The sequence below is a fragment of the Halobaculum magnesiiphilum genome (assembly GCF_019823105.1).
GTDB classification, from domain to species: Archaea; Halobacteriota; Halobacteria; order Halobacteriales; family Haloferacaceae; genus Halobaculum; species Halobaculum magnesiiphilum.
This window is the reverse complement of the sequence record NZ_CP081958.1, coordinates 1,856,203-1,877,095: the sequence shown is the minus strand read 5'-3', so window position 1 is coordinate 1,877,095 and position 20,893 is coordinate 1,856,203. Positions and strand designations below refer to the sequence as shown.

At 68.3% G+C, this 20,893-nt stretch carries 20 protein-coding genes; 3 read left to right on the top strand and 17 right to left on the bottom strand.

The annotated features are described in order from the left end of the window. The first annotated feature begins 127 nt into the window (after positions 1–127). On the top strand, positions 128–1,969 hold the full coding sequence (locus tag K6T50_RS09475; protein ID WP_222606367.1) for a carbon starvation CstA family protein: 1,842 nt from the start codon (positions 128–130) through the stop codon (positions 1,967–1,969). Positions 1,970–2,431: 462 nt separating this feature from the next. On the opposite strand, the gene flaJ is transcribed toward K6T50_RS09475, so the two are convergent. The 12 genes from flaJ to K6T50_RS09415 form a co-directional block, all read right to left on the bottom strand. After that, positions 2,432–4,180 (bottom strand): archaellar assembly protein FlaJ, encoded by a 1,749-nt coding sequence (gene flaJ, locus K6T50_RS09470; protein ID WP_222606366.1) that lies wholly within the window; start codon positions 4,178–4,180, stop codon positions 2,432–2,434. A 9-nt stretch (positions 4,181–4,189) separates the two neighbouring features. After that, complete coding sequence (locus tag K6T50_RS09465) at positions 4,190–5,857, bottom strand: type II/IV secretion system ATPase subunit (protein ID WP_222606365.1); 1,668 nt, start codon at positions 5,855–5,857, stop codon at positions 4,190–4,192. A gap of 316 nt (positions 5,858–6,173) precedes the next feature. Continuing rightward, the gene (arlH, locus tag K6T50_RS09460) at positions 6,174–6,932 is read right to left on the bottom strand and encodes an archaellum protein ArlH (protein WP_222606364.1); all 759 of its coding nucleotides are present in this window, start codon (positions 6,930–6,932) and stop codon (positions 6,174–6,176) included. Positions 6,933–6,994: 62 nt separating this feature from the next. Then, the gene (gene arlG / locus K6T50_RS09455) at positions 6,995–7,447 is read right to left on the bottom strand and encodes an archaellum stator protein ArlG (RefSeq protein WP_222606363.1); all 453 of its coding nucleotides are present in this window, start codon (positions 7,445–7,447) and stop codon (positions 6,995–6,997) included. A gap of 1 nt (position 7,448) precedes the next feature. Further along, a complete protein-coding gene (gene arlF / locus K6T50_RS09450; RefSeq protein WP_222606362.1) occupies positions 7,449–7,889 on the bottom strand; it encodes an archaellum stator protein ArlF in 441 nt (146 codons plus the stop codon). Next, positions 7,873–9,345 (bottom strand): FlaD/FlaE family flagellar protein, encoded by a 1,473-nt coding sequence (locus tag K6T50_RS09445; protein WP_222606361.1) that lies wholly within the window; start codon positions 9,343–9,345, stop codon positions 7,873–7,875. Before K6T50_RS09445 ends, arlF begins: the two co-directional genes overlap by 17 nt. Before the next feature lie 153 nt (positions 9,346–9,498). After that, positions 9,499–10,038 carry a chemotaxis protein CheD gene (locus K6T50_RS09440; protein WP_222606360.1) on the bottom strand — a complete coding sequence of 180 codons (540 nt, stop codon included), beginning with the start codon at positions 10,036–10,038 and terminating at the stop codon, positions 9,499–9,501. A gap of 7 nt (positions 10,039–10,045) precedes the next feature. Continuing rightward, positions 10,046–11,245 (bottom strand): chemotaxis protein CheC, encoded by a 1,200-nt coding sequence (locus K6T50_RS09435; protein ID WP_222606359.1) that lies wholly within the window; start codon positions 11,243–11,245, stop codon positions 10,046–10,048. Between the two features lie 2 nt (positions 11,246–11,247). Beyond that, the gene (gene cheY / locus K6T50_RS09430) at positions 11,248–11,610 is read right to left on the bottom strand and encodes a chemotaxis protein CheY (protein ID WP_159670067.1); all 363 of its coding nucleotides are present in this window, start codon (positions 11,608–11,610) and stop codon (positions 11,248–11,250) included. A gap of 125 nt (positions 11,611–11,735) precedes the next feature. After that, a complete protein-coding gene (locus tag K6T50_RS09425) occupies positions 11,736–12,683 on the bottom strand; it encodes a DUF7500 family protein (RefSeq protein ID WP_222606358.1) in 948 nt (315 codons plus the stop codon). A gap of 56 nt (positions 12,684–12,739) precedes the next feature. Then, positions 12,740–13,339 (bottom strand): archaellin/type IV pilin N-terminal domain-containing protein, encoded by a 600-nt coding sequence (locus tag K6T50_RS09420; protein ID WP_222606357.1) that lies wholly within the window; start codon positions 13,337–13,339, stop codon positions 12,740–12,742. A 2-nt stretch (positions 13,340–13,341) separates the two neighbouring features. Next, on the bottom strand, positions 13,342–13,929 hold the full coding sequence (locus K6T50_RS09415) for an archaellin/type IV pilin N-terminal domain-containing protein (RefSeq protein WP_222606356.1): 588 nt from the start codon (positions 13,927–13,929) through the stop codon (positions 13,342–13,344). Between the two features lie 215 nt (positions 13,930–14,144). On the opposite strand from K6T50_RS09415, the gene K6T50_RS09410 reads away from it, so the two are divergent. Continuing rightward, positions 14,145–14,486: a helix-turn-helix domain-containing protein gene (locus K6T50_RS09410; RefSeq protein WP_222606355.1), complete on the top strand. Its 342-nt coding sequence runs from the start codon at positions 14,145–14,147 to the stop codon at positions 14,484–14,486. Positions 14,487–14,546: 60 nt separating this feature from the next. Here K6T50_RS09410 and K6T50_RS09405 read toward each other — a convergent pair whose 3' ends face one another. Next, the gene (locus K6T50_RS09405) at positions 14,547–15,278 is read right to left on the bottom strand and encodes an RAD55 family ATPase (RefSeq protein WP_222606354.1); all 732 of its coding nucleotides are present in this window, start codon (positions 15,276–15,278) and stop codon (positions 14,547–14,549) included. Between the two features lie 215 nt (positions 15,279–15,493). On the opposite strand from K6T50_RS09405, the gene K6T50_RS09400 reads away from it, so the two are divergent. After that, a complete protein-coding gene (locus K6T50_RS09400; protein ID WP_222606353.1) occupies positions 15,494–16,072 on the top strand; it encodes a HalX domain-containing protein in 579 nt (192 codons plus the stop codon). 39 nt (positions 16,073–16,111) lie between these two features. On the opposite strand, the gene recJ is transcribed toward K6T50_RS09400, so the two are convergent. The 4 genes from recJ to K6T50_RS09380 form a co-directional block, all read right to left on the bottom strand. Continuing rightward, positions 16,112–17,587 carry a RecJ family nuclease gene (gene recJ / locus K6T50_RS09395; protein WP_222606352.1) on the bottom strand — a complete coding sequence of 492 codons (1,476 nt, stop codon included), beginning with the start codon at positions 17,585–17,587 and terminating at the stop codon, positions 16,112–16,114. Between the two features lie 480 nt (positions 17,588–18,067). Beyond that, positions 18,068–18,700, bottom strand: coding sequence for a GTP-binding protein EngB (gene engB / locus K6T50_RS09390; RefSeq protein ID WP_222606351.1), 633 nt, complete (start codon positions 18,698–18,700; stop codon positions 18,068–18,070). Positions 18,701–18,760: 60 nt separating this feature from the next. Beyond that, positions 18,761–19,810 carry an ABC transporter permease gene (locus K6T50_RS09385; protein WP_222606350.1) on the bottom strand — a complete coding sequence of 350 codons (1,050 nt, stop codon included), beginning with the start codon at positions 19,808–19,810 and terminating at the stop codon, positions 18,761–18,763. Continuing rightward, a complete protein-coding gene (locus K6T50_RS09380) occupies positions 19,807–20,883 on the bottom strand; it encodes an ABC transporter permease (protein ID WP_321170124.1) in 1,077 nt (358 codons plus the stop codon). The genes K6T50_RS09385 and K6T50_RS09380 overlap by 4 nt, the downstream gene beginning before the upstream one ends. Positions 20,884–20,893: the final 10 nt, after the last annotated feature.

Below are 20,893 nucleotides of genomic sequence, written 5' to 3'. Positions count from 1 at the left end.
ATGGTACGTAACGAAGGGAGAACGATCGTTCAGGCCGGCGAAACTGCCGTTTGAGCGCCGTCGATCCACCATCGAAGGTTAATGTTTTTATATTCATTCTGCACACGACTGTGACGAGGTAACAAGCATGGTGGCAGCAATGTGGCTGGTGATCGGGGTACTCGCACTGTTCAGTGCGGGGTATCTCGGGTACTCGCGGTATCTCGCACAGTTCGTCGAACTGGACGAGGACCGGGAGACGCCGGCACACAAATACGAGGACGGACAGGAGTACGTTCCGGCGAAGAAGCCGGTACTCTTGGGGCATCACTATTCGAGTATCGCTGGCGGCGCGCCCATCGTGGGTCCCATCACCGCGGGTGTCGTGTGGGGCTGGGTACCCGCGATCTTGTGGATCGCCATCGGCAACCCGCTGATGGGGTCGGTCCACGACTTCGTCTCGCTGTCGGCGAGCCTCCGACACGAGGGGAAGTCGATCGGGTACATCATCGGCGAGTACGTGGGCGAGCGCGGCAAGAACATGCTGCTGTGGTTCGCGTTCCTCACGATCGTGCTCGTCGTCGCGGTGTTCGCACTCGTGGTCGCGATCGTGTTCAACGCGTACCCCGAGGCGGCGACCGCGAGCCTGATCTACATCGGGTTGGCGGTGCTGTTCGGCGTGTACCTGTACCAGCTGAACCTCTCGTTCATCCCGGGGACGATCGCGTTCGTCGCCGCGATGTTCGCGGGCGTGTACGTCGGGACGCTGGTCCCGGTCGCGCTGTTCGAGCCGGCCGCACGTGCGCCCGCACAGACGATCGTTCTGCTGGGCAGCGGCGGGTCGTGGATCCCCGGCGCGGGCGCGCTCGGCGCCAACACCGCCGCGTGGATCCCGATCATCCTCGTGTACGGGGCGCTCGCGAGCGCGCTTCCGGTGTGGGTGCTGCTGCAGCCGCGTGACTACCTCTCGTCGTTCCTCCTGTACTCGGGGGTCGGCGGGGCACTGCTGGCGATCATCGTCGGCACGCTGGGCGGCGCGATGGGCATCGGCGCGATCACGCCGAGCCAGCCGCTCACCACGCAACTCGAACCGTTCTACGGGTTCATCGGCCGCTCCGGCGCGCCGCTGTTCCCGCTGCTGTTCATCACCATCGCGTGCGGGACCATCTCCGGGTTCCACTCGCTGGTGTCGTCGGGGACGACCTCGAAGCAGCTGAACAAGGAGACCGACGCGCGCGCGATCGGCTACGGCGGGATGCTCGGCGAGGGACTGCTCGCCACCGTCGCGCTGATCACGGTCGCGCTCGTCGCGCCCGAGGTCGGCGGCGGCATCGGCCTCGCGCTGCCGACGTTCGCGACCGGCGGCGGGCTCATCCTGACGAGCTTCGGCATCCCGACCTCCTTCGGCGGCCCGTTCATGGCGCTGGTGCTCGTGAGCTTCCTGCTCACGTCGACCGACACCGCCGTCCGGCTGGGTCGGTACATGATGGAGGAGATCGTCGGCACGCCCGAGTCGCCGGTCGAGTCGTTCGCGGCCGACCGCTACGGCAACGCGGTCGTGCAGGCGGTGCCCGCGTACGTCATGATCACGAGCGGCTCGTGGCTGACGCTGTGGCAGCTGTTCGGCGGCGCGAACCAGCTGCTCGCTGCGCTGGCGCTGCTCACCGCGACGGTGTGGCTCGCCAACTGGAGCGACTCGAAGCAGCTCATCTCCACCGGCGGCCCGATGGTGGTCATGGTGACGATCACCGTTCTCGGGCTGCTGTGGCTCGCGCTCCACGACAACATCTACGCGAAGTTCCTCAACGACGCGTGGATGGCCGAGGCGGGGGCCTTCGCGATGCTGTCGGCGGTCGTCCAGATCGCCATCGCGTTCACCCTGATCTACCTGGCGCTGTCGCTGGTCAAGATGGGGTACGACAACATCCAGGAGGCCCGCAGGGGCACGGGCGGCGCGGTCGCCACCGACGGCGGCCAGGCCGACGACTGAGCGGGCAATCGCCGCTGCGTTCGGTTCCGTTTTTTCGACGCGCTCGACGGCGAGCGGCGCCGCCGCGTCGTACGCACGTCGGTCACGACTCGCCGGCGGCACGTCGGTCATGACCTGCCGGCGTCGACCGCGGGCGTTGGCCCCGGCGTCGCCGACGACGCATTCGCTGTGAACGGACCGGACAGCCACGACGAGAACAACACCGGCCGCCCCGACCGGGGCGGCCGACTCGGGGTTCGCGCGAACGCCAGGTCCCTACCCATGGCTTCGCCGCGACCCGACGGCGGTCGGCTCCCGCGTCCCTGCGACCGCCGCTATCAACGACTCCGCGTCGGGCGAGTATAAGGGTTCGCCGTGACGTATCAGCCGTGAGAGCGACGGGGATCGGGGACAGGCCGCGATCGCTTCCGTATCCGCACGTTCGGCACCCGCGCGATCGATGGCGTCACCGCACGCTCGGACTCAGATCGTGAGGATCGCGCTGACGAGGTGTTTCGTGAAGATGGCGACGCCGGAGCCGAGCCACGTCATGAGCACGAAGTGGAGGTAGGCGTTCGCCTTGTTGCCGCCGTCGATGGTGCGGATCATCACCGACGAGAGCACGGCGTTGAACAGGATGACCAGCAGGAGCAGGAACTCGATGAGCGCGATGTCGTACACCCCGGCGTAGATGATCTTGCCGACGCCGCCGGCGTTGGTGATGTTGAACTGCTGGGACAGGTCCGCGAGGATGTTCACGACCTGCAGGCCGATGAAGAACGCGAACGCCGACGCGGAGGTGATCCCGTACAGCAGCCCGATCATCGTCACCGTCGCCTGCCGGCGCTGCTCGCGCAGCTGCATGACGGTGTTCATGTTCTGGGAGATGAGCTCGCCGAGCAGCTTCGGCCGGCCGCCCATCGAGCGCCCCTCGAGGTACATGTCCGAGAACTTCTGGATGAGATACGAGCGCGTGTCCGTCGCGAAGGTGTACCACGCCTGCTCGGAGCTGATCCGGATGTTGAGCCGGCGGTACAGGCGGACGATCGCCGGCGTGAGCGCGCCGAAGTCCTTCTTGTGGAGCGTCGCGAGCACGTCGCCGGTCGTCGACTGTTTGGCCGACTCGGCGGCACCGAGCGCGCGGATGAACGACGGGAACTCCCCGTCCCGCTCCTCGATGTTGCGCTCCTCGAACCGGAGCATCACCCCGGTGATCGCCATCGGCGTGATCGGGACGCAGATGTACAGCGCGAGCGGGATGTCCTCGAGGAAGAAGAGCAGCCCGCGCAGCCCCGGCCCGACGTTGAACAGGCCGGCGCCGACGAAGACGACGAGCGCGGCGGTCCCGAAGACGCCGACCGCGAAGCTGGACCACAGCCGGAAGTCCGAGGGCGCCCCCTCCTCGGAGTGGAACCAGACGGGGTCGTGGGGGGCCATCGCCCGGATGACGACGTAGAAGCCCAACTGCACCAGCATGAACAGGACGATGACCGCCGAGACGGTGAGCGTCGGGTTGTCGCCGGTGAGGATCGGGAGGACGATGGCGAACACCAGCGCGAACGTCATCGAGAGGATCATCGACATGTAGAGGTCCTTCATGACCTCCAGGTTCGCCAGCGCCCCCTCGTACACCGTGATGTAGTTCTGGATGACCGCGTCCTGCTCGGACAGCAGGAAGTCGTCGAGGGTCTGCCCGGCGCCGATGGTGTAGCCGAGGCGGTCGAAGAAGTCCGAGAACACGTCCGAGGGGACCTCCTTCGCCCGCCGGCGCAGCGCGTCGTCGAGCGACTGGTTCCACGTGTCGACGAGGTGGACGACGCGCGCGAGCTCGTCTGCGGCGGCGCCGTACTCCTCCTCGGTCGCGAGCGTCCGGAACACCTCCATGCGGTCGATGTTCGTCGTCGACAGCACCGTCATGTGCGTCATCACCAGGTGGAGCTGGTTCTCGATGGCGACCTGGCGGCCGTTGAGGTACAGCTTCGGGTAGAACACCGCCGCGACGAGTATCAGGGTCCCGAGCGCGGGGATCGGCAGGCGGACCGTCACCGGCAGCGGGAGCAGGAACGCGCCGACGATCGTGAGCAGGAAGAACGCCGCCGAAGGGGCCAGGATGTAGCCGACGTACTTCCGCTTGGACATGTCCAGCGCGTCGTACGACGCCACCAGATCGGCGGCGAGCTCCGCTGCGGAGTCGGGGAAGAAGTCGGACGCGGACGCGCTGTTCGTGCTCATGCGCGGCGCTCAGGTCGTGCGGTGCATGTCGAAGGGGAGCCCGTCGACGCCGTCGCGCTGGAAGGAGGTGATCGCCTCGTTCACCTCGTGGTAGCCGAGGATGCCCTCCTGGATCATCCGCTCGATGAGCTCCGCGCGGAAGCTCAGGTCGTCGTAGATGTCGCGGGTGTCGGCGTAGCCCAGCAGCGTCGCGATCTGCTCTTCGAGCACGTAGGAGTTGTTGCGCCCGCGGAAGACGATCTCGTCTTCCACGGGGTCCCAGTCGAACACCTGCCGGGTGACGACGCCGTCCATCTCCTTGGAGTACCCCTCGATCTCCTGCACCGAGGTGACCCGACGCAGCACGTCGTCCCCCTGCTTGACGCGGTTCTGGAACAGCGCCACGTCGGCCACGTCCATGAACGTCTCCGGGACGTTGATCGGCTCGGAGGTGAACCGCTGGATCATCGAGACGATGTCGGAGGCGTGGAACGTCAGCATGACCGGGTGACCCGTCTGGGCCGCCTGGAACGCCATGCGACCCTCGGCGCCGCGGACCTCACCCACGATGATGTAGTCGGGGCGCGAGCGCAGCGCGGCGGCGACGAGGTCGAACATGTCCACGTCGTTGGAATCGCCGCCGTCGCCCTCCCGCGTCAGGAGCTGCTGCCACGTGCTGTGGGGCGGGACGACCTCCGCGGTGTCCTCCGCGGTGTAGATCTTCGAGTCCCGGGGGATGTACGAGAGGACGGCGTTGAGCGTCGTCGTCTTCCCGGACGCCGTCTCCCCGACGACGAAGACGGTCTGCTCGTTCTCCAGACACAGCCAGAGGTACGCCGCCAGTTCGGGGCTGAGCGTTCCCCACTTCGTGATCTGGTTGATCGAGAGGGGCGTCTCCTCGCCCTGGCGGATGGTGAGCGAGGAGCCCTTGATCGACACGTCGTCGGAGTAGATGATGTTGATACGCGACCCGTCCGGCAGCGTCGAGTCGATGATGGGGTTGGAGTCGGAGACGGGGTCGCCCATCCGCTCGCCCATGTTGCGCAGCCAGTTGTCGAACTCCGTTGGCGTCCCGAAGTCGACGGTCGTCTCCAGCATGCCGAAGACGCCGTGGTCGACGTGGCACTCCTTCGGGCCGATGACGTGGATGTCCTCGTTCTCCGGGTCGCGCATGACCGGCTCCAGCGGCCCGAACCCGACGATGTCACGGTTGAGCCGGTAGCGGATGTTGTCGTACGTCTGTTTCGACACCTCGACGCGGCCGAAGTTCTTGATCGTCGAGAGGACGTTGCGCTGGCCCTGTTCCTCGGTGACGGCGGTGACGTCCTCCAGCAGTTCCTCGATGAGGTCGTCGTATCCCGACTCCCCCTCGGGGGCGGGCTTGTGGCCGCTCTGGCGCAGCAGCTTCGATTTCACCGTGTCGAGCACCTCCTCCTCGGCGCCCGACAGCGTCGGCTCGACGGTGTAGTACTTCGTGTCCTGTCCGAAGTCGCCGTACACGTGACAGAAGATCGGGCCGCCGACCGGGTACAGCACGTTCGGGCGGCGGGCCTCGTGTTCGCCCTCGATCTCGTCGACGAACATCGGGAACTCCCCCGTGATCTGCTTGAACTTCTGCAGGTGCTCGCGCAGATGCGGCCGCTTCATCGCCAGCTGCTTCAGCTCGCTCGAGGGGTTCGCCTGTCCTTGATCTGTCATCGAATGCACCTCCGCGCCGACGACGACCGGCACCCGTCATCGGCCGTGACGGCACCGCGCCCCCGGCTCCCGGCGAGGGTGATGCTCATTACGACGACACACCCGCGAACGAGGCTTAAACCCTCCCCGCGAGCTATCACCGGCGATAACAATACACGGCGCCGGAGGACGCGTCCGGGGACGACAGTGACCTCCCGGCGGCGAGCGATGAGCGTCGGCGGCGACCCACTCGGAGGGGCGGTCGCGCGCTCCTCCCGGCGCTCGCACTCGTGGTCGCCGCCGTCGCTCCCGCGAGGGCCGCTCGGACGGCGGCCGCTCAGGCGACGCTGCGCGATTCGATGACGATCCCGGTGCCCGAGCGCACCGAGAAGCCGATCGAGTCGCCGACCTGGCTTCCCATCCCGGCGAAGCGCTTGACGGAGATATTCCGGCGCACGTCGGAGCCGACCTCGACCATCTGCAGCTCGAAGAACACGTCGGCGATCGAGCGGAACGGGCCGATGGCGTCGTCGCCGACGGCGGAGGGGTCGACGGTGAGCACGATCACCTTGCCCGAGGAGATCATGTCGCGGAAGAACGAGATGATCTCCAGGGCGGCCTGCCGCTCGTCGTTGTTGCGCACGAGCGCCTCGAAGGTGGGGTCGTTGCGGAGGATGGAGTCGAACGTGTCGAGGATGATCACGTCGGAGTTCCACATCGTCTCCGCCTCCATCAGGCGCTTGAGCAGCTCCTTGCGGTCGGCGTCGCTCTCGGAGAAGTTGCCGCCGGAGTCGAAGTCCGCCGCGAGAAACAGCAGCTCCTCGTTGAGCAGCGGCTTCGTCACGTCGTAGCGCAGCGAGTACATCTGGTCGATGAACCCCGAGACGGTCAGCTCCGTCGACAGCAGGGTGACGGACGCGCCCTCGTCGACGAGGCCGTACGCGAACCGCTGGGACAGCGCCGACTTCCCGGCGCCGTAGTCGCCCTCCATGAGGACGATGGACCCGCGGGGGATCCCCCCGCCGAGTTCCTTGTTCAGTTGGTCGCGCTCGGGCAGGCCGATCGACAGCAGCGTGTTCTGTTGTGCTCGTGACATTGTGAGAGGTTGGTTGTGAGAGGTGGGTGGTGGGTTGTGAGGAGTGGGTGGTGTGGTGCAGCTTAGGATCTGAATCGGAACACTTCCTCGTCGCCGCTGACGACCAGCTTCAGCCGGTGGTCGCCGTCGGGGAGGTCCGGCGTCGAGAACTCGAGGCGAACCACGTCGCCGCGGTGCCAGATCTCGCCGCCGCCGACGACGGAGACGTTCACGCCCGTCTGGTACTCGCCGTCCAGGAGGACGTCGAACGTCCCCGGCTCCGCCGGGAGATCCGATGCACCCGTGTTACGGACGTGGATGGTGACGTTCTCGTCGCCGGAGCGGTTGTACACCTGCGCGCCGGCGTCGGAGACGATCTCGGCGTCGGCGCGGATCTCGCCGGCCACGTCGAGCGACTTCGCCGAGATGGCGTCGCTGACGCGGTCGACCTCGTTCGTCAGGGTGCCGGCGACCGACGCCGCGATGACGATGGCCGCGATGAACAGGATGAGCTCGGCGGCGCTCCCACCCGCCATCTCAGTTCACCTCGATCGCGTCGCGGACGCCGTGCTCGACGACGACCTGCGTGCGGTTCGGCGCGGTCGCGCCGACCTCGATCTCGAACCGGGCCGTCTCCCCGGGGAGCCACAGGGCCGTCGCGGCGTCGCCCTCGACCGACCGGGTGACGTTCGCCTCCGGCGGGATCTCGTTGTCGACGAGCAGCGTCGCGTCGTTCACGCCGACCGTCGTCGTCCCGTCGTTGTCGGCGAGCACGACCACGGTGTCGTTGCCCGAGTAGTACGTCGCGTTCGTCACGTCGACGCCGGTGTTCGCGCGCTCGAGCGCGCGGTCGGCGGCGTCGTGGCGTGCGTCGCTCACCTGCTCGAAGCCGTTGGCCGCGGCGGGGTAGACGATGCCGACCGCGAGGAACACGCCGAGGAAGACGACACCAGCAGAGGCACTAACGCTGAGGCCCATGCATGCCCCCCGAGAGCTGCGGCCACCGGTCGATGACGACGGACTCGGCCGTGGCGTCGGTCAACTGCATGATGTACTTGAGCGAGCGCGTGTGGTGGTCCAGGTCGAGGTGGTCGGTGCCGGGACGGTCCATGAGGTTGCGGTCGATGTCGCCGAAGCCCGAGAGGAATCCCTTGAGCTGGTCGGCGACCTCCTCGTCGATCCACTCGACGCGCTCGTAGTAGTTGACCGCGCGCACCGCGTCGGTCGTGGTCGACTCCTCGACGAGGAACTCCAGCCACTCCATCACCATCAGGTCGCCCACGTAGTCGCCCGGCAGGCTCGTGAGGTACGGCTTGTCCGGCTCGTCGGAGAGGTCGTCCTCCTCGACGAACTCGAAGCCGCCGTTCTCGTCGACGCCCTCGCCGCGTCGGCTCGGGTCCGTCGGGCCGGCCGTCGATTCGGGGGCCGGATCCGGATCGGGTTCCGGCTCCTCCTCGCCGCCCATTCCGAGGTCGCCGGCCTCGTCGTGGCCGTTGGACTCCGGCTCGGCGTCGAGGGCGTCGAGCGCGTCGCCCTCCCCGTCGTCCGGGGCCTCGCCCTCGTCCCAGTCGGCGTCGCCCGACTCGTACTCGTCTTTCAGTTCACTGAAACTCTTTCCGCCGCCGTTGTCGGTCGCCATGGTGTCTGAATCGGTGTCATCCGCGTCGTCGTCCCCGAAGCCGTCGAGGTCGTCGTCGAAGCCGTCCGCCTCGTCCATCCCCTCCATGTCGCCGAGGTCGTCCTCGTCGTCCATCCCGTCGAGGTCGTCGCCCTCGTCCATCTCGTCGAGGTCGTCCATCCCGTCGCCGGCGAGGTCCTCGTCGAAGAACCCCTCCGCGTCGGCGCTGGCGAGGTCCTCGTCGAGGTCCTCCTCGTCGTCGCCGCCGTCGCCGCCCGCGTCGTCGAACAGGCCGAAGTCGCCCTCGCCGCCGAGGTCTCCTCCGCCCTGCACGTCGTCGACGAAGGGGTTGATCCCGCGCGTCACCATCTCGTAGATGTCGAGCAGGCTGCGGACGTCCTCCCCCATGTCCTCGACCTTCCCGGAGATCTCCTCGTTCTCCGAGCGAACCGTGTTGACGGTCGAGGAGAGGCTCGCGACCTCGTTTTCGAGGTCGTCGACGCGTTTCTCCAGTTCGGCGACGCCGTCGTCGCCGCCGCCGTCCTCGCCCCCGAAGGGGTCGTCGTCGTCCCAGTCGTCCATGCCGCCGAGGTCACCGAGGTCGTCGTCGTCGCCGCCGCCGTCGCCGCCGAAGGCGCCGTCGTCGCCGCCGAGCAGATCGTCGCCGCCGTCGTCGACGTCCCCGGGCCCGTCGTCGCCGTCGCGGAAGCGATCGAGCAGGCTGGCCCCCAGAAGCCCGAACGAGACGAGGAGTGTCGCGTCGGCCCCTGGGATCCCGCCGACCCCTGCTCCCGGTAGCGCGGTGAGGAGACCCATTACCCCTGAACACCCCCGAACGAAACTTAAACCCATCCCGCGGATTATCGTGCCCGATAACGGTTTGTTCGGCGGGTCTCGTGCCCGATCTCGGTTCTGGAGCGCCGGGATAACGTGACAGCGAGTCGATCTGAGGTCGGCTGCGGACCCGAGTTACAACACGACCGTCTCGCCGCCGGCGTAGGAGACGTGCAGCGCGCCCGTGGCCGTGTCGAACCGGAGCGACCGGCCGCGGGCGCCGCCGGTGTCCGTCCCGACGACGGGGATCCCGCGGTCGCGCAGTGCCGCCTCCGCGGCCGCGACGTTTCGGTCGCCGACCGATCCGTCGGCGCCGCCGGTCTCGAACTCGATCATCCCGGCCGCGCCGGCGGTTTTCGCGCGGAGTCCGTCGGGGTCGGCGCCGGCGTCGACCATCGCGGCGACGGTCGCGTCGATGCCGTCGACGACGAACTTCTCGGGGGCGCCCGGGCGCCCGTCGGACGCCGGAAGCATCGCGTGGAGGAGGCCGCCGACGCCGACGTTCGGGTCGTGCAGCGCGACCCCGAGGCAGGACCCGAGCCCGCTGGTGACCAACACCGCGCCGTCGGTCGCCACCGCCGCGTCCGAGAGCCCGACCTTCCGGCGCGGAGCGGACCGATCGAGCGCCGGCTGCGCGGACGGCGTCCCCGCGTTCGGCGAGCCGGTCGGGCTCACGGCGGGCTCACCGGGGAAGGCCGCCGTCGGTCGCGGCGGGTTCGATGCGGTCCAGCGCCGCGGCCAGCTCGCGCTGGTCGGGGAGGGCGTAGATGTCACACCGGACGTTGCCGTCGGGGGTTCGGACCGTCGAGTCGATGATGAACGCGTGGTCCTGCGTCTTCCCGAGCCGGCTCACGAGCGGGCTCATCACCGCCGAGCCCATGTCGTGGACGAACTGCGGCGGGGTGTGCTCGATGCTCGTGCCGAGCACGTTCGCCCAGCCGTCGATGAACCCCGAGGTCATGATGTTGCCCAGCTCCCGCAGCGCGCCCTTCTCCATGTCGCCGATCCCGGGCTCGGTCTCTGTGGGGATCATCCCGCCGGCGACCTCCTCGGCCGAGGCCTCGTCGAAGAGGATGGCGAGGTAGCCGCTCGGGTCGCCGTGAAGCTCGAACACCGTCCCGGCGACCGTTTCCTTCCCGAGTTCGGAGGGCACGTCCTGCACCGGGACGAACCGCAGGCGCGACACGTCCACGTCCGTCTCGGTGCCGGTCATCATCGTGATGTTGTCGGCGGCCGACGACGCGCCCTGCCGGGTCATCTCGTTGAACGTCGGCAGCTTGTTCACCGGAACCGCGTCGCCGGACTCGCCGACGGGGCCGTCGTGGCCGAGCATGTCGGTGAAGCCGGCGTACTCGGGCAGCATGTAGATCGCGAACTCGAGGTCCTCGTCCATCGAGGAGACCTGCGACTCGAACATGAACACGCCCTGTCTGTCGTCGTCGAACGCGCCGTCCGGGAGGATGTCGGTCCCCGACGCCCGGACGTACGAGGGCGGCGTCATGTCGATGCCGACGCCGAGGTGGTCGGCCCAGCCGTCGATGAACCCCGAGGTCATGATGTTGCCCGCCTCGGTGACGCCGCTCCTGACGAACTCGCCGTCGCCGCCGCCGGGCATCAGCCGCTCGACGAGGCTCTCCGCGGCCTCCAGCTCGAACGCCATCACGGTCTGCCCGCTGATCCCGCCCTGCAGCCCGATCTCGACGCCGACGAACTCCCGACCGGCGAACGACTCCCGCAGGTCGCCGGCTGCCATCAGCGTCACGTCGGTCACGTCGACGTACACGTTCGCGCCGGCGAGCTGCCCGAGCGCGTCGGCGGCCCGGTCGGCGCCCTGGCTCGCGAGATCGGAGAACTCCCCCAGCGACTGGATGTCGACGTACATCCCTACGCGGGGACGACGTCGTTGATGGCTTCGAGCACGTTCGGCTTCTGGAACGGTTTCGTGATGTACCCCTCGGCGCCCGCCTTGATGGCGGCCTTCATCTTCTCCTCCTGCCCGACGCTGGTGCACATGATGACGCTCGCGTCGGGGTGCTCCTCCGTGATCTCGGTGGTCGCCTCGATCCCGTTGCGGATCGGCATGACGATGTCCATCATCACGATGTCGGGCGCGTGCTCGCCGTAGAGGTCGACCGCCTCCACGCCGTTCTCGGCCTCGCCGACGATCTCGAACTCCCCCTCGAGGATCTCCCGCAGGAGGTTCCGCATGAACTCCGAGTCGTCCGCGATCAGAACGCTGGTCGGCATATGGTGAACATCCACCCGACGGCGATGATAAACGCTCCCCCGCGGGTATCAGGCGTGAAAACGGGAGTTCGGCGGCGACGCGGCGTCGCGGGCCGACCGCGGTCGGCTCGCGCGACGCGCCGGCGTCACTCCAGTCGGAGGCCGCCCGCCTCCTCGATCGCCGCGAGCACGTCCTCGACCGAGTCGCCGCGGGAGACGCCCAGTCCGGCCAGCGCCGAGCGGACGGCGTTGGGCGAGAGTCGCGGGCCGGTGTCCATCCCGGCCAGGAGGATCCCGAGCGCGTCCTCCGTGGGCGTGTCGCCGCCGGCGGCGTCCGCGAACCAAGTCACGAGCGTCTCGAAGGTCTCGCCCACGTCGTCGGAGGCCATCCGGTGGCGCGCCGTGCGGCCGTCGAGCGAGAGCGTCGCGTCGAAGCCGTACGCGAACTCGGTGTCAGCGAGCGAGGCGGCGAGCCACTCCCCGACCGCCCCGGCGTCGAGGTCGGCCGACGAGGCGGGCGTTTCCCCCCGTGGTGCCCCCCGACGGGCGTGTGAGGCCGGGCGATCCCGGGGGCCGGATTCGACACCCGACTCGCCACCCGACCCACCACCGGATTCGGCGCGGTCGTCGGCCGACGGTCGGTCGTCCGTCGTCGGCTGGTCGTCCGTCGTCGGATCGCCCGGAAGCCCGTCGTCGCCGCGGGTCGGGTCGTCCGATCGCCGCGTCGCGTCCCCGACAGCGTGGGACGAGTCCGGGGGCGGCGACCCGGACGGGGACGGCGGGGACGACTCCGCCGTGTCCGCCGGCGCGTCGGCGGCGCCGGGACCATCCGTCCGCGAGAGCCCTCGGCGGACCGATTCGGCCGTCGACGCGACATCGGGGTCCTCCGCCGCGTCCGCACCGGCATCGGCGTCGCCGCCCGCGTCGTCCGACGGCTCCTCCGTTCGGTCCTCCTCCGGCGGCTGCTGCGGCTGACGACGCCCGGGCGAGACGACATACCGGTCGTCGCCCAGCTCGCGGACGTACTCGCTTTTCGAGATGTCGAGGTCGTCCGGGTCGACGCCGGGGTTTCCGCGCGGCGCGTCGTCGCTCATGGTTCGGTGTTCTGTGGCGTGCGGTAAAAAGTGTAGTCGCGTTCGATGCGGCCGGCTTACAGCTCGACGCCTTCCTTCTGCCCGAGCGATTCGGGCACGGTGAAGCGGATCGTCGTCGTCGCGCCGGACATCGTGTTGATCTTGATCGTCACCTCGTCGCCCTCCTCGAGGAGGTTCGGCTCGTCGCTGCTTGCGGTGAGATCGAAGTTGATGTCGAACCGGTCGTCCGGATCGTTGAGCACGGTGGGCGAGCCCTCCGCGTTCTTCACGACGGACGTGGTGAACGAGTCGTCCACCTGCGTGCTCGCGTTCTCGTGGTTGAGGATGAACGTGCCCTCCGGACCGATCCAGGTGATCGTCGCGTTCTCCAGGTCGATCTCGCCGGCGCCGGGCGCCTGCGTCACCGTCACGTTCACCGCCTCGATGACGTTGGTAGATTGGTTGACGGTTCCGGTCGTGACGACCTCCTGGAGGCGGTTGCTGACCTGCTTGCTGGACTGCTGGCCGGTCTCCTGTGACTTGCTCTGGAGGAAGCCCGCGGTGTTGATCAGGACACCCGCGGCGATCGCCGCCACGAGCACCATCGCGATGAACACGATGAGCGTCCCGATACCGACCTGGCCGCGCTCTTCCTCCTCGGTGATGAACTCGAACATGGTTACAGTTCGACCGCGGTCTTTTGACCGAGCGACTCGGGCACCGTGAAGCGGATGCTCGTGGTCGCGCCGGCCATCGTGTTGATCTTGATCGTCACCGACTGTCCCTCCTGCAGGTTACCGGGGCCGTTGCTGGCGCCGAGATCGAAGTTGATGTTGAACCGGTCGTCTGCATCGTTGAGGACCGTGTTCGAGTCGTCGGTGTTCTTGACCGCTACGGTGGTGAACTCCCACCCGTCCGCTCCGGAGGAGTTGTGCGTCAGCGTCTCCGTCCCGGACGGCCCGATCCAGTTGATCGTCGCGTTCTCCAGGTCGATCTCGCCGGCGCCGGGCGCCTGCGTCACCGTCACGTTCACCGCGGTGACCTCGCTACCGGACACCTGCCCGACGGTCACGACCTCCTGAAGGCGATTGCTGACCTGTTTACTGCTCTGTTGACCCGTTTCCTGTGACTTACTTTGGAGGAATCCCGCGGTGTTGATCAGGACGCCGGCGGCGATCGCCGCCACCAGCACCATCGCGATGAACACGATGAGTGTCCCGATACCGACCTGCCCGCGCTCTTCCTCGTCCGTGATGAATTCGAACATTGTGTGGTTCTCTCGGTCCCTGACCCGCCGTGGGCCGGGCAGTGGCGCCGACGACTCGGAATCGACTATTAAACCTACGGCGCCGCATATCAGAAAAGATATCTGACTTGAGAGTATCGCCGACGATAGTATCGGGGAGGGTGGGCTCGAATTCAGGGGAGGGAGCCGGGATGAAGGCGGTACGCTTATCATGCACACAATCAGTATTGAGAGCCATGCCTGCGGACGACGAGGAGATCATCGAGGTGCTGGGGAACAAGTACAACCCCGAGATCCTCGACGCGGCGGGCGAGCCGAAGTCGGCACAGGAGCTCTCGGATCAGCTCGACGTGCCGATCGCCACCTGTTACCGCCGCATCAACGAGTTGGAGAACACCGAGCTGTTGGAGCTGCACGACCGTCCGCTCTCGGACGAACACCGCCGGATCAAGGTGTACCGCCGGTGCGTCGACGGCGTGAACGTGACGTTCCGGGACGGGCTGACCGTCGAATTGGAGGAGCGATCCGAGGTGAAGAACAAGCTCGACGACGTGTGGCGGACGATGACCGACGGCTGATCGGACCCGAACCGCGACCGCGAGCGGCGATCGCCGAGGTCGGATACGGCGAGCCCGCGCTCAGAACCCGGCGTCCGGGCCGTCGCGACCCATCATCGAGAAGCCGCCCGCGCGCTCGTACACCTTGATCCCGCCGTCGTCGATCTCCATCGGGAAGATGTCGGTGTCGATGTCCTGCTTGCGCATCTTCGCCACCCAGACGTAGCGGTTGACGCCGGAGTCGGTCGGCGTCTGGATGAAGTAGATGTTCCCGTCGGTGAGGAAGTTCTCCAGGCCGATCTCCGTCTCGGGGAACACCGCCCCCTGCTCGTTGATGAGCAGCGAGGTGAGGCCGTTCTGCTTCAGGATGTCCGAGAACTTCAGGAGGTACGTGCGCTTCTCCTTCTCGTCCTCGAAGAACAGCGAGAACATCGTCAGCGAGTCGAGCACCAGCCGGTCGTAGGAGGCGTTCGCGAAGTCCTCCAACAGCGTGTCGAGCGCCGACGAGAAGTCGCCCTCCCGGAGCATGTGCTGTTTGTCGTACACCTTGATCGACCCGTCGTCGACGAGGTCGCCCCAGCGGTCGAAGCCGATCGACTCGGCCGCCTGCCGGATGTCCTCGGCGTTCTCCTCGAAGGAGATGTAGATCCCGTGTTCGTCGTGGTCGATGACGCCGTTGTAGAGGTACTGGATCCCGAAGAGGGACTTCCCCGTCCCGGGGTTTCCGCTCACGAGCACCGTCGCGTTCTCGACGAGACCGCCGTTGAGGACGGAGTCGAGCCCGTCGATCCCGGTCGGAACAGTGGCTACCATATTGGTATCCGCCGTCCTCACAAATGAAAACGGTTCCGCCGTGTGCCGAGGGCGCGACCGCGATCGGAGCCGGGAGGACAAAGTGTATATCCCCACACATATTCCCGATAACAGCTTTCTGCGGCCGAATCAGTGTGCGATAGCTTTAAGCACAAACACATCCGGTTGACGAACATGACTGACGGCGGGGTCGAGCACGTCGGGGGTCGGTCGCGGTGACACGGCGCGTGCTCATCGTCGAAGACGAACCCGAGGTGGCCGATCTCTATCGCGGATACCTCTCGGGAACCTACGACGTCACGGTCGCGAACACGGGCGCTGAGGCACTCGACATCGTCGACGACACGACCGACGCGGTACTCCTCGACCGACGGCTTCCGGACACCTCCGGCGCCGACGTGCTCGCGTCGATCCGCGATCGCGGCCTCGACTGTCGGGTCGCGATGGTGACCGCCGTCGAGCCGGACGTCGACATCGTCGAGATGGGGTTCGACCTGTACCTCGTGAAACCCGCCACCCGGGACGACATTCAGTCGGCCGTCGAACGCCTGGGGACGCGCGCCCAGTACGACGACACCCTCCAGCAGACCGCCTCGCTTGTCACGAAACGGGCGGTACTCGAGGCAGAGCGGACCCCGGCCGAACTCCGCTCCTCGCCGGAGTACGAGGACCTGCTCGACCGCATCGAGTCGCTGCAGTCGGAGATGGAGGACCTCGCGTCCGCGTTCTCGCCGGACGACTACCGGATGCTGTTTCGCGACCTCGGCACGTCGTCCACGTCCGAGTCGGCCTGACGCCGGACCCGTCCTCGGCCTCTCGAGGCGACCGCGCGTTCACTCGCCGGATGTCTGCTCGCCGACGAGCTCGTCGACCGTCGCGATGAACGTCTCACGTTCGTCGGCCGGGATGGTCGCGCCCGCGGCCACGTCGTGGCCGCCGCCGTCGCCGCCGACCGCGCGGCTGGCCTCGCGCATCACCGCCGACAGGTCCAGTCCCTGACGGACGAGGAAGCCGCTCCCTCTTGCGGAGACCTTCGTCTCGTCGTCGCCCTTGTCGGCGAACGCGACGATCGGCTTGCGGGCGGAGACGCCGTCGGCGCCGACGGCCATCCCCGCGACGATGCCGACGATCGTCTCGCGGATCCGGGTGCCGGCGTCGAACCACTGAATGTGTTCCTCGCGCTCGACGCCCTCGTTGGTCACCCACTGGAGCCCCTCCGAGAGGTTCCGGCGGTGGTTCCGAAGCAGGGTTCGCGCGCGGTCGAGCGCCTCGCCGCGGTCGCCGAGACAGACGGCGAGTCCCACGTCGGCGCGCTCGTAGCGCGCGGTCGCGTTGAGCAGCGTGGAGAACTCGCTCACGTCGCGCAGCTCGGTTCCGGGCTCCTCGTCGGCGAGGACGTAGGTGGTGGCGACGAGCGAGTCCACGCGCTCGCTGGGGACGCCCGAGGAGACGGCACGGCGGATGAGCGCGCTGGCGACCGTCCGGCGCTCGTCGGCGTCGAGGTCGACCCACCGGCGCCACTCGCCGTCGGCGTCCTTCATCGGCACGTCGAGATCCGAGAGGAACTCGACGGCGCCGGCCTGGTCGTTCGAGATGCCCGGGATCCGGGCGTCACTGGCGTACTCCAGCAGCTTGGGGAGCGGACGGGTCTGGCGGCCGTACAGCGCCAGGTCGGTCACCTCCTCCAGCGCGCCGGCGGCGACCGCGTCGGCGACGAGCCCCTCGTTGGCCCCCGAGAGGCCGCCGTCGCCGTCCTGCATGTCGCCGACGGCACCCACGACCGCGAGGGCGGCGAGGTCGCGGTTGTCGGTGTCGGTCGCGTCGCCGAGCGCGCGCGCGAGAAGGTATGATGCCCCGGCGCCCGACAGTTCGCTCGCGCCGTCGAGCCCTTCCAACAGGGGATTGAGGTGGAACTCGGTCTCCGCGTCCGCGGGCTGGTGGTGATCCGCGATGACGGGGACGAACTCGCCCGCCGCCTCGTGGGGAGCGATCACGTCGAGCTGCCCGCTGCCGAAGTCGGTGAAACAGACCACGTCGTAGTCGGTGGCGGCGATGGAGGCGACCGCGTCGGCGTCGAGCTGTTTGAAGAACGCCGTCTCGAAGTCGAAGCCGGCGCGCTCGAACGCCGCCGTCGCGACCGCGGCGCTGGTGAGCCCGTCGGCGTCGATGTGCGAGCACAGGAGGAACTCGCCCGCCTCGCGCAGTCTGGCGGCGCACGCCTCGGCGCGCTCGCTGAGTTCGGGGACGGGGAACTCGTCGCCGTGGGCCGGGTCGGCCTCCTCGCTGTCATCACGGGTCGCTTCGCTCACGGCTCACCCCGTTCGTCCTCGCTGTCCGCGCTCGCCATTGCTGTGGGAGAGTGAGGCGTTCTGCGGGATAAACGCTCGTACTCGGTCGGGGTCGATGGGCGGGAACCACCGGCGGTCGGCGCGCGTCGACCGGCCTCGGTGCCGGTCGGAAGCGCGCGAGGGATGAGCGAGGCGAACGAAGTGAGCCGAGCGAATCGGATGGGGAGGACGAGGCGGGGTGCTGTGCGGGTGGGTGGGACTGAAAGGGGCCGGGTCCGTCGGCGAGCGAGGCGACGTAAGCACGGCGAGACCGGAGGTCTCGCTAGCCCGCGGGCGACTCACGGGTCGCCCGCGGACACCGCAGCGAGGTCGGAGGCCGAGCGAGGAGCGCAGCGAGCCGCAGCCGCCGACGGACCCGGGGGCTTTCGAGGTCGTAGTCATCGAAGCCGTCGTCGTCACCGAGCAAGTAGAACAGCTCGAACCAGTCCGACCGAATACGAACTACTTCACGAACTGCAGCAGGTCGTCGCGTTTCGCCTCCCGGAAGTGCCCGCGCAGCGCCTCCTTCAGCGGCTCGATACTCCCGTTCTTGGCGGTGATCGGCGCGAGCGTGCCGCCCTCGCCCGACCACTGCTGCCACGGCGGGTACAGCCCCAGCCGGTCGCACAGCTCGTTCAGGCGCTCGTCGCGGTCGTCCACCTTGTCCATCTTGTTCACCGCGACGACCGGCGCCACGTCCACGTCCTGCAGGAACCCGAACAGCTCCACGTCGTGGGGGATCTCGCCCGCGTCGCTGTGGCGGTCGATGATGTCGATCACCGACTTCCCGTCGACGACGAGCACGCCCGCGATGATCGAGTCCGCGTTCTCCTCGACGTAGCGGACCACGTCGGTCTTGATCGCCTCCCGTTGCTCCTCCTCGACGCCGGACATGAACCCGAAGCCGGGCAGGTCGGTGAACATGAACGACTGGCCGGTCCAGTCGAAGTGGTTCGGCCGACGTGTGACGCCCGGCTTCTTGCCCGTGGACACGTCGTGGCCGGTCAACTCACGCATCAGCGTCGACTTGCCGACGTTCGAGCGCCCGACGAGCACCACCTCGGCGTCCCGGTTCGGTCGCCCCTCGAAGGTCATGTCCGGTGGTGGACCGCCGCGGGGGTTAAGCGCCGCGGGTGGAGCCCCGACGGACGGGGATCACTCCTCCGTCTCGTAGGACTCGCCGACGGCCGAGGGCATCCGCGTGGAGCCCCAGACGGTCAACACGATCACGACCGCGACGTACGGGAACAGGTTCACGAGCCGGTTCGGCAGCTCGATCCCGGCCGTCTGGAACTGGATCTGCAGCATGTCCAGCCCGCCGAACAGCAGCGCGGCCGCGGCCGCGCCGACGGGGTTGTAGTTGCCGAACAGGTACGCGACGATGCCGATCCAGCCGCGGCCGTTGACCATCGTGTCGCCGGTGCCGGTGAACGACCCGGCGTGGGCGAACAGCACCGCGCCGGCGAGGCCGGCCATCGCGCCGGAGAACAGCACCGACGCGTAGCGCACGCGCCTGACGTTCACCCCGGCGGTGTCCAGCGCCTCGGGGTTCTCGCCGGCGGCCTGGATCCAGTAGCCGTACCGGGTCCGGTACAGGAACACCCAGGCGGCGACGGCGACGACGGCCGTGGCGAGCACCAGCGGCGAGGTGTCGAAGAGGATCGGCCCGAGAACGGGCACGTCCGCGAGCACCGGCACCGTCAGGTCGTTCACGCTCACCAGCCCGGGACTGTTCCGGTTGCCCCAGATCAGCACCGCCGAGAACGGCCCGAACCCGAGCCCGATGAACCAGACGGCGAGGCCGGCGACGATCTGGTCGGCCCGGTACCGGACGAGCAGCACGGCGAACAGCAGCGTGTACACCAGGCTCACCAGGACCGCGGCGACGATGGCGAGCCAGAGGTCGCCCTGCGTCGGCGACTCCCCGCCGATCAGCCAGACGAACGCCGCCGCGTTGGCCGCCCCGAGGATCATGAACCCTTCGAGGCCGATGTTGAACACGCCGCTCTTCTCGGCGTACAGCCCGCCGATGGCCGCCAGCGCGATCGGCGTGGCCGCCTGGAGCGACCGCTCGACGAACCCGACCGTCACGATGCTCTCGACCGGGAGATCGAACGCGACCGCCAGCACCAGCGCCAGCAGGACCGTCGCGACGGCGCCGCCGATCCCGAGCCGGTTCCGCTCGACGTAGCCGGCGACGCTCATCGGCGCTCACCCCCGAGGCCCGTCCGCCGGGCGGCCATCCGGAACAGCTCCGGGGCGGCCACGAACAGGACGACGAGCCCGACGATCCCGTCGATCAGCTGCGGGGGTACGTCGCTGTTGATGCCGATGTGGGTCCCCGCCGAGTCGAGCCCGCCGAACAGCAGGGCGGCGGGGACGACGCCCAGCGGGTTGTTCGCCGCGAGCAGGCTGACCGCGATGGCGTCGAAGCCGTACGTCGCGACGCCGCCCGGGTCGCTGTAGTAGCCCTGGATCATGATCGCGAAGACGGCGCCCGCGACGCCGGCGACCATCCCCGAGAACGCCATCGTCGTGACGACGGTCCGCCCGGCGTCGACGCCGGAGAACGTCGCGGCCGCCTCCTGGTGGCCGCTCGTCACCATGTCGTAGCCGACCCGCGTGCGGATCATGACGACCGAGACGACCCCGACGACGACGAGCGCGACCGCGAGGCCCACGAGCGAGAAGTCGGGACTGTCGAAGACGACCGACGGGAGCGACACGTACTCCGGGATGCGGGCGGTGTTGGGCGCGCGGTTCCCCTCGCCGCGCAGCGGCCCCTCGACGAGGTAGCCGACGACGCCGACCGCGATGAAGTTCAACATGATCGTCGTGATGATCTCGTTGGCGTCGCCGTACGCCTTCAGCGCGCCCGGGATCGCGGCGTAGAGTCCGCCGGCGACGACGCCCGCGAGCGTCCCGAGCACGAGCAGCGCGAGGCCGCCGACGGTGCCGGCGGGGAGCAGCGGCGCGAGCCAGAGGATGGCGACGACGGTGGCGAAGCCGCCGACGATGAACTGCCCCTGGACGCCGATGTTGAACACGCCCGCGCGGAACGCGACCGCGACGGCGACGCCGACGAGGACGAACATCGTCGTGAACTTCAGCGTCCGCCCGATCGAGTTCTCGTCGCCGAAGGCGCCCTCGAACACGTCCGCGAGGAACGTCACGGGGTCGTAGCCCGCGGCGGCGACGACGACCAGCCCGATCGCCAGCGCGAGCGCGGTCGAGGCCATCGCGATGCCGAGCCGCTGGAGCGCGGACGCCTCCAGAATCCGGACGGCG

Coding starts and splice junctions, on each gene's coding strand:
- K6T50_RS09465 (WP_222606365.1), bottom strand. CDS start 5,857: ATGACAGATCAAGGACAGGCGAACCCCTCGAGCGAGCTGAAGCAGCTG.
- K6T50_RS09415 (WP_222606356.1), bottom strand. CDS start 13,929: ATGTTCGAATTCATCACGGACGAGGAAGAGCGCGGGCAGGTCGGTATC.
- K6T50_RS09475 (WP_222606367.1), top strand. CDS start 128: ATGGTGGCAGCAATGTGGCTGGTGATCGGGGTACTCGCACTGTTCAGT.
- K6T50_RS09410 (WP_222606355.1), top strand. CDS start 14,145: ATGCCTGCGGACGACGAGGAGATCATCGAGGTGCTGGGGAACAAGTAC.
- K6T50_RS09385 (WP_222606350.1), bottom strand. CDS start 19,810: ATGAGCGTCGCCGGCTACGTCGAGCGGAACCGGCTCGGGATCGGCGGC.
- K6T50_RS09405 (WP_222606354.1), bottom strand. CDS start 15,278: ATGGTAGCCACTGTTCCGACCGGGATCGACGGGCTCGACTCCGTCCTC.
- flaJ (WP_222606366.1), bottom strand. CDS start 4,180: ATGAGCACGAACAGCGCGTCCGCGTCCGACTTCTTCCCCGACTCCGCA.
- cheY (WP_159670067.1), bottom strand. CDS start 11,610: ATGCCGACCAGCGTTCTGATCGCGGACGACTCGGAGTTCATGCGGAAC.
- K6T50_RS09445 (WP_222606361.1), bottom strand. CDS start 9,345: ATGGGTCTCCTCACCGCGCTACCGGGAGCAGGGGTCGGCGGGATCCCA.
- engB (WP_222606351.1), bottom strand. CDS start 18,700: ATGACCTTCGAGGGGCGACCGAACCGGGACGCCGAGGTGGTGCTCGTC.
- arlH (WP_222606364.1), bottom strand. CDS start 6,932: ATGTCACGAGCACAACAGAACACGCTGCTGTCGATCGGCCTGCCCGAG.
- K6T50_RS09425 (WP_222606358.1), bottom strand. CDS start 12,683: ATGAGCGACGACGCGCCGCGCGGAAACCCCGGCGTCGACCCGGACGAC.
- K6T50_RS09420 (WP_222606357.1), bottom strand. CDS start 13,339: ATGTTCGAGTTCATCACCGAGGAGGAAGAGCGCGGCCAGGTCGGTATC.
- arlG (WP_222606363.1), bottom strand. CDS start 7,447: ATGGCGGGTGGGAGCGCCGCCGAGCTCATCCTGTTCATCGCGGCCATC.
- K6T50_RS09435 (WP_222606359.1), bottom strand. CDS start 11,245: ATGTACGTCGACATCCAGTCGCTGGGGGAGTTCTCCGATCTCGCGAGC.
- arlF (WP_222606362.1), bottom strand. CDS start 7,889: ATGGGCCTCAGCGTTAGTGCCTCTGCTGGTGTCGTCTTCCTCGGCGTG.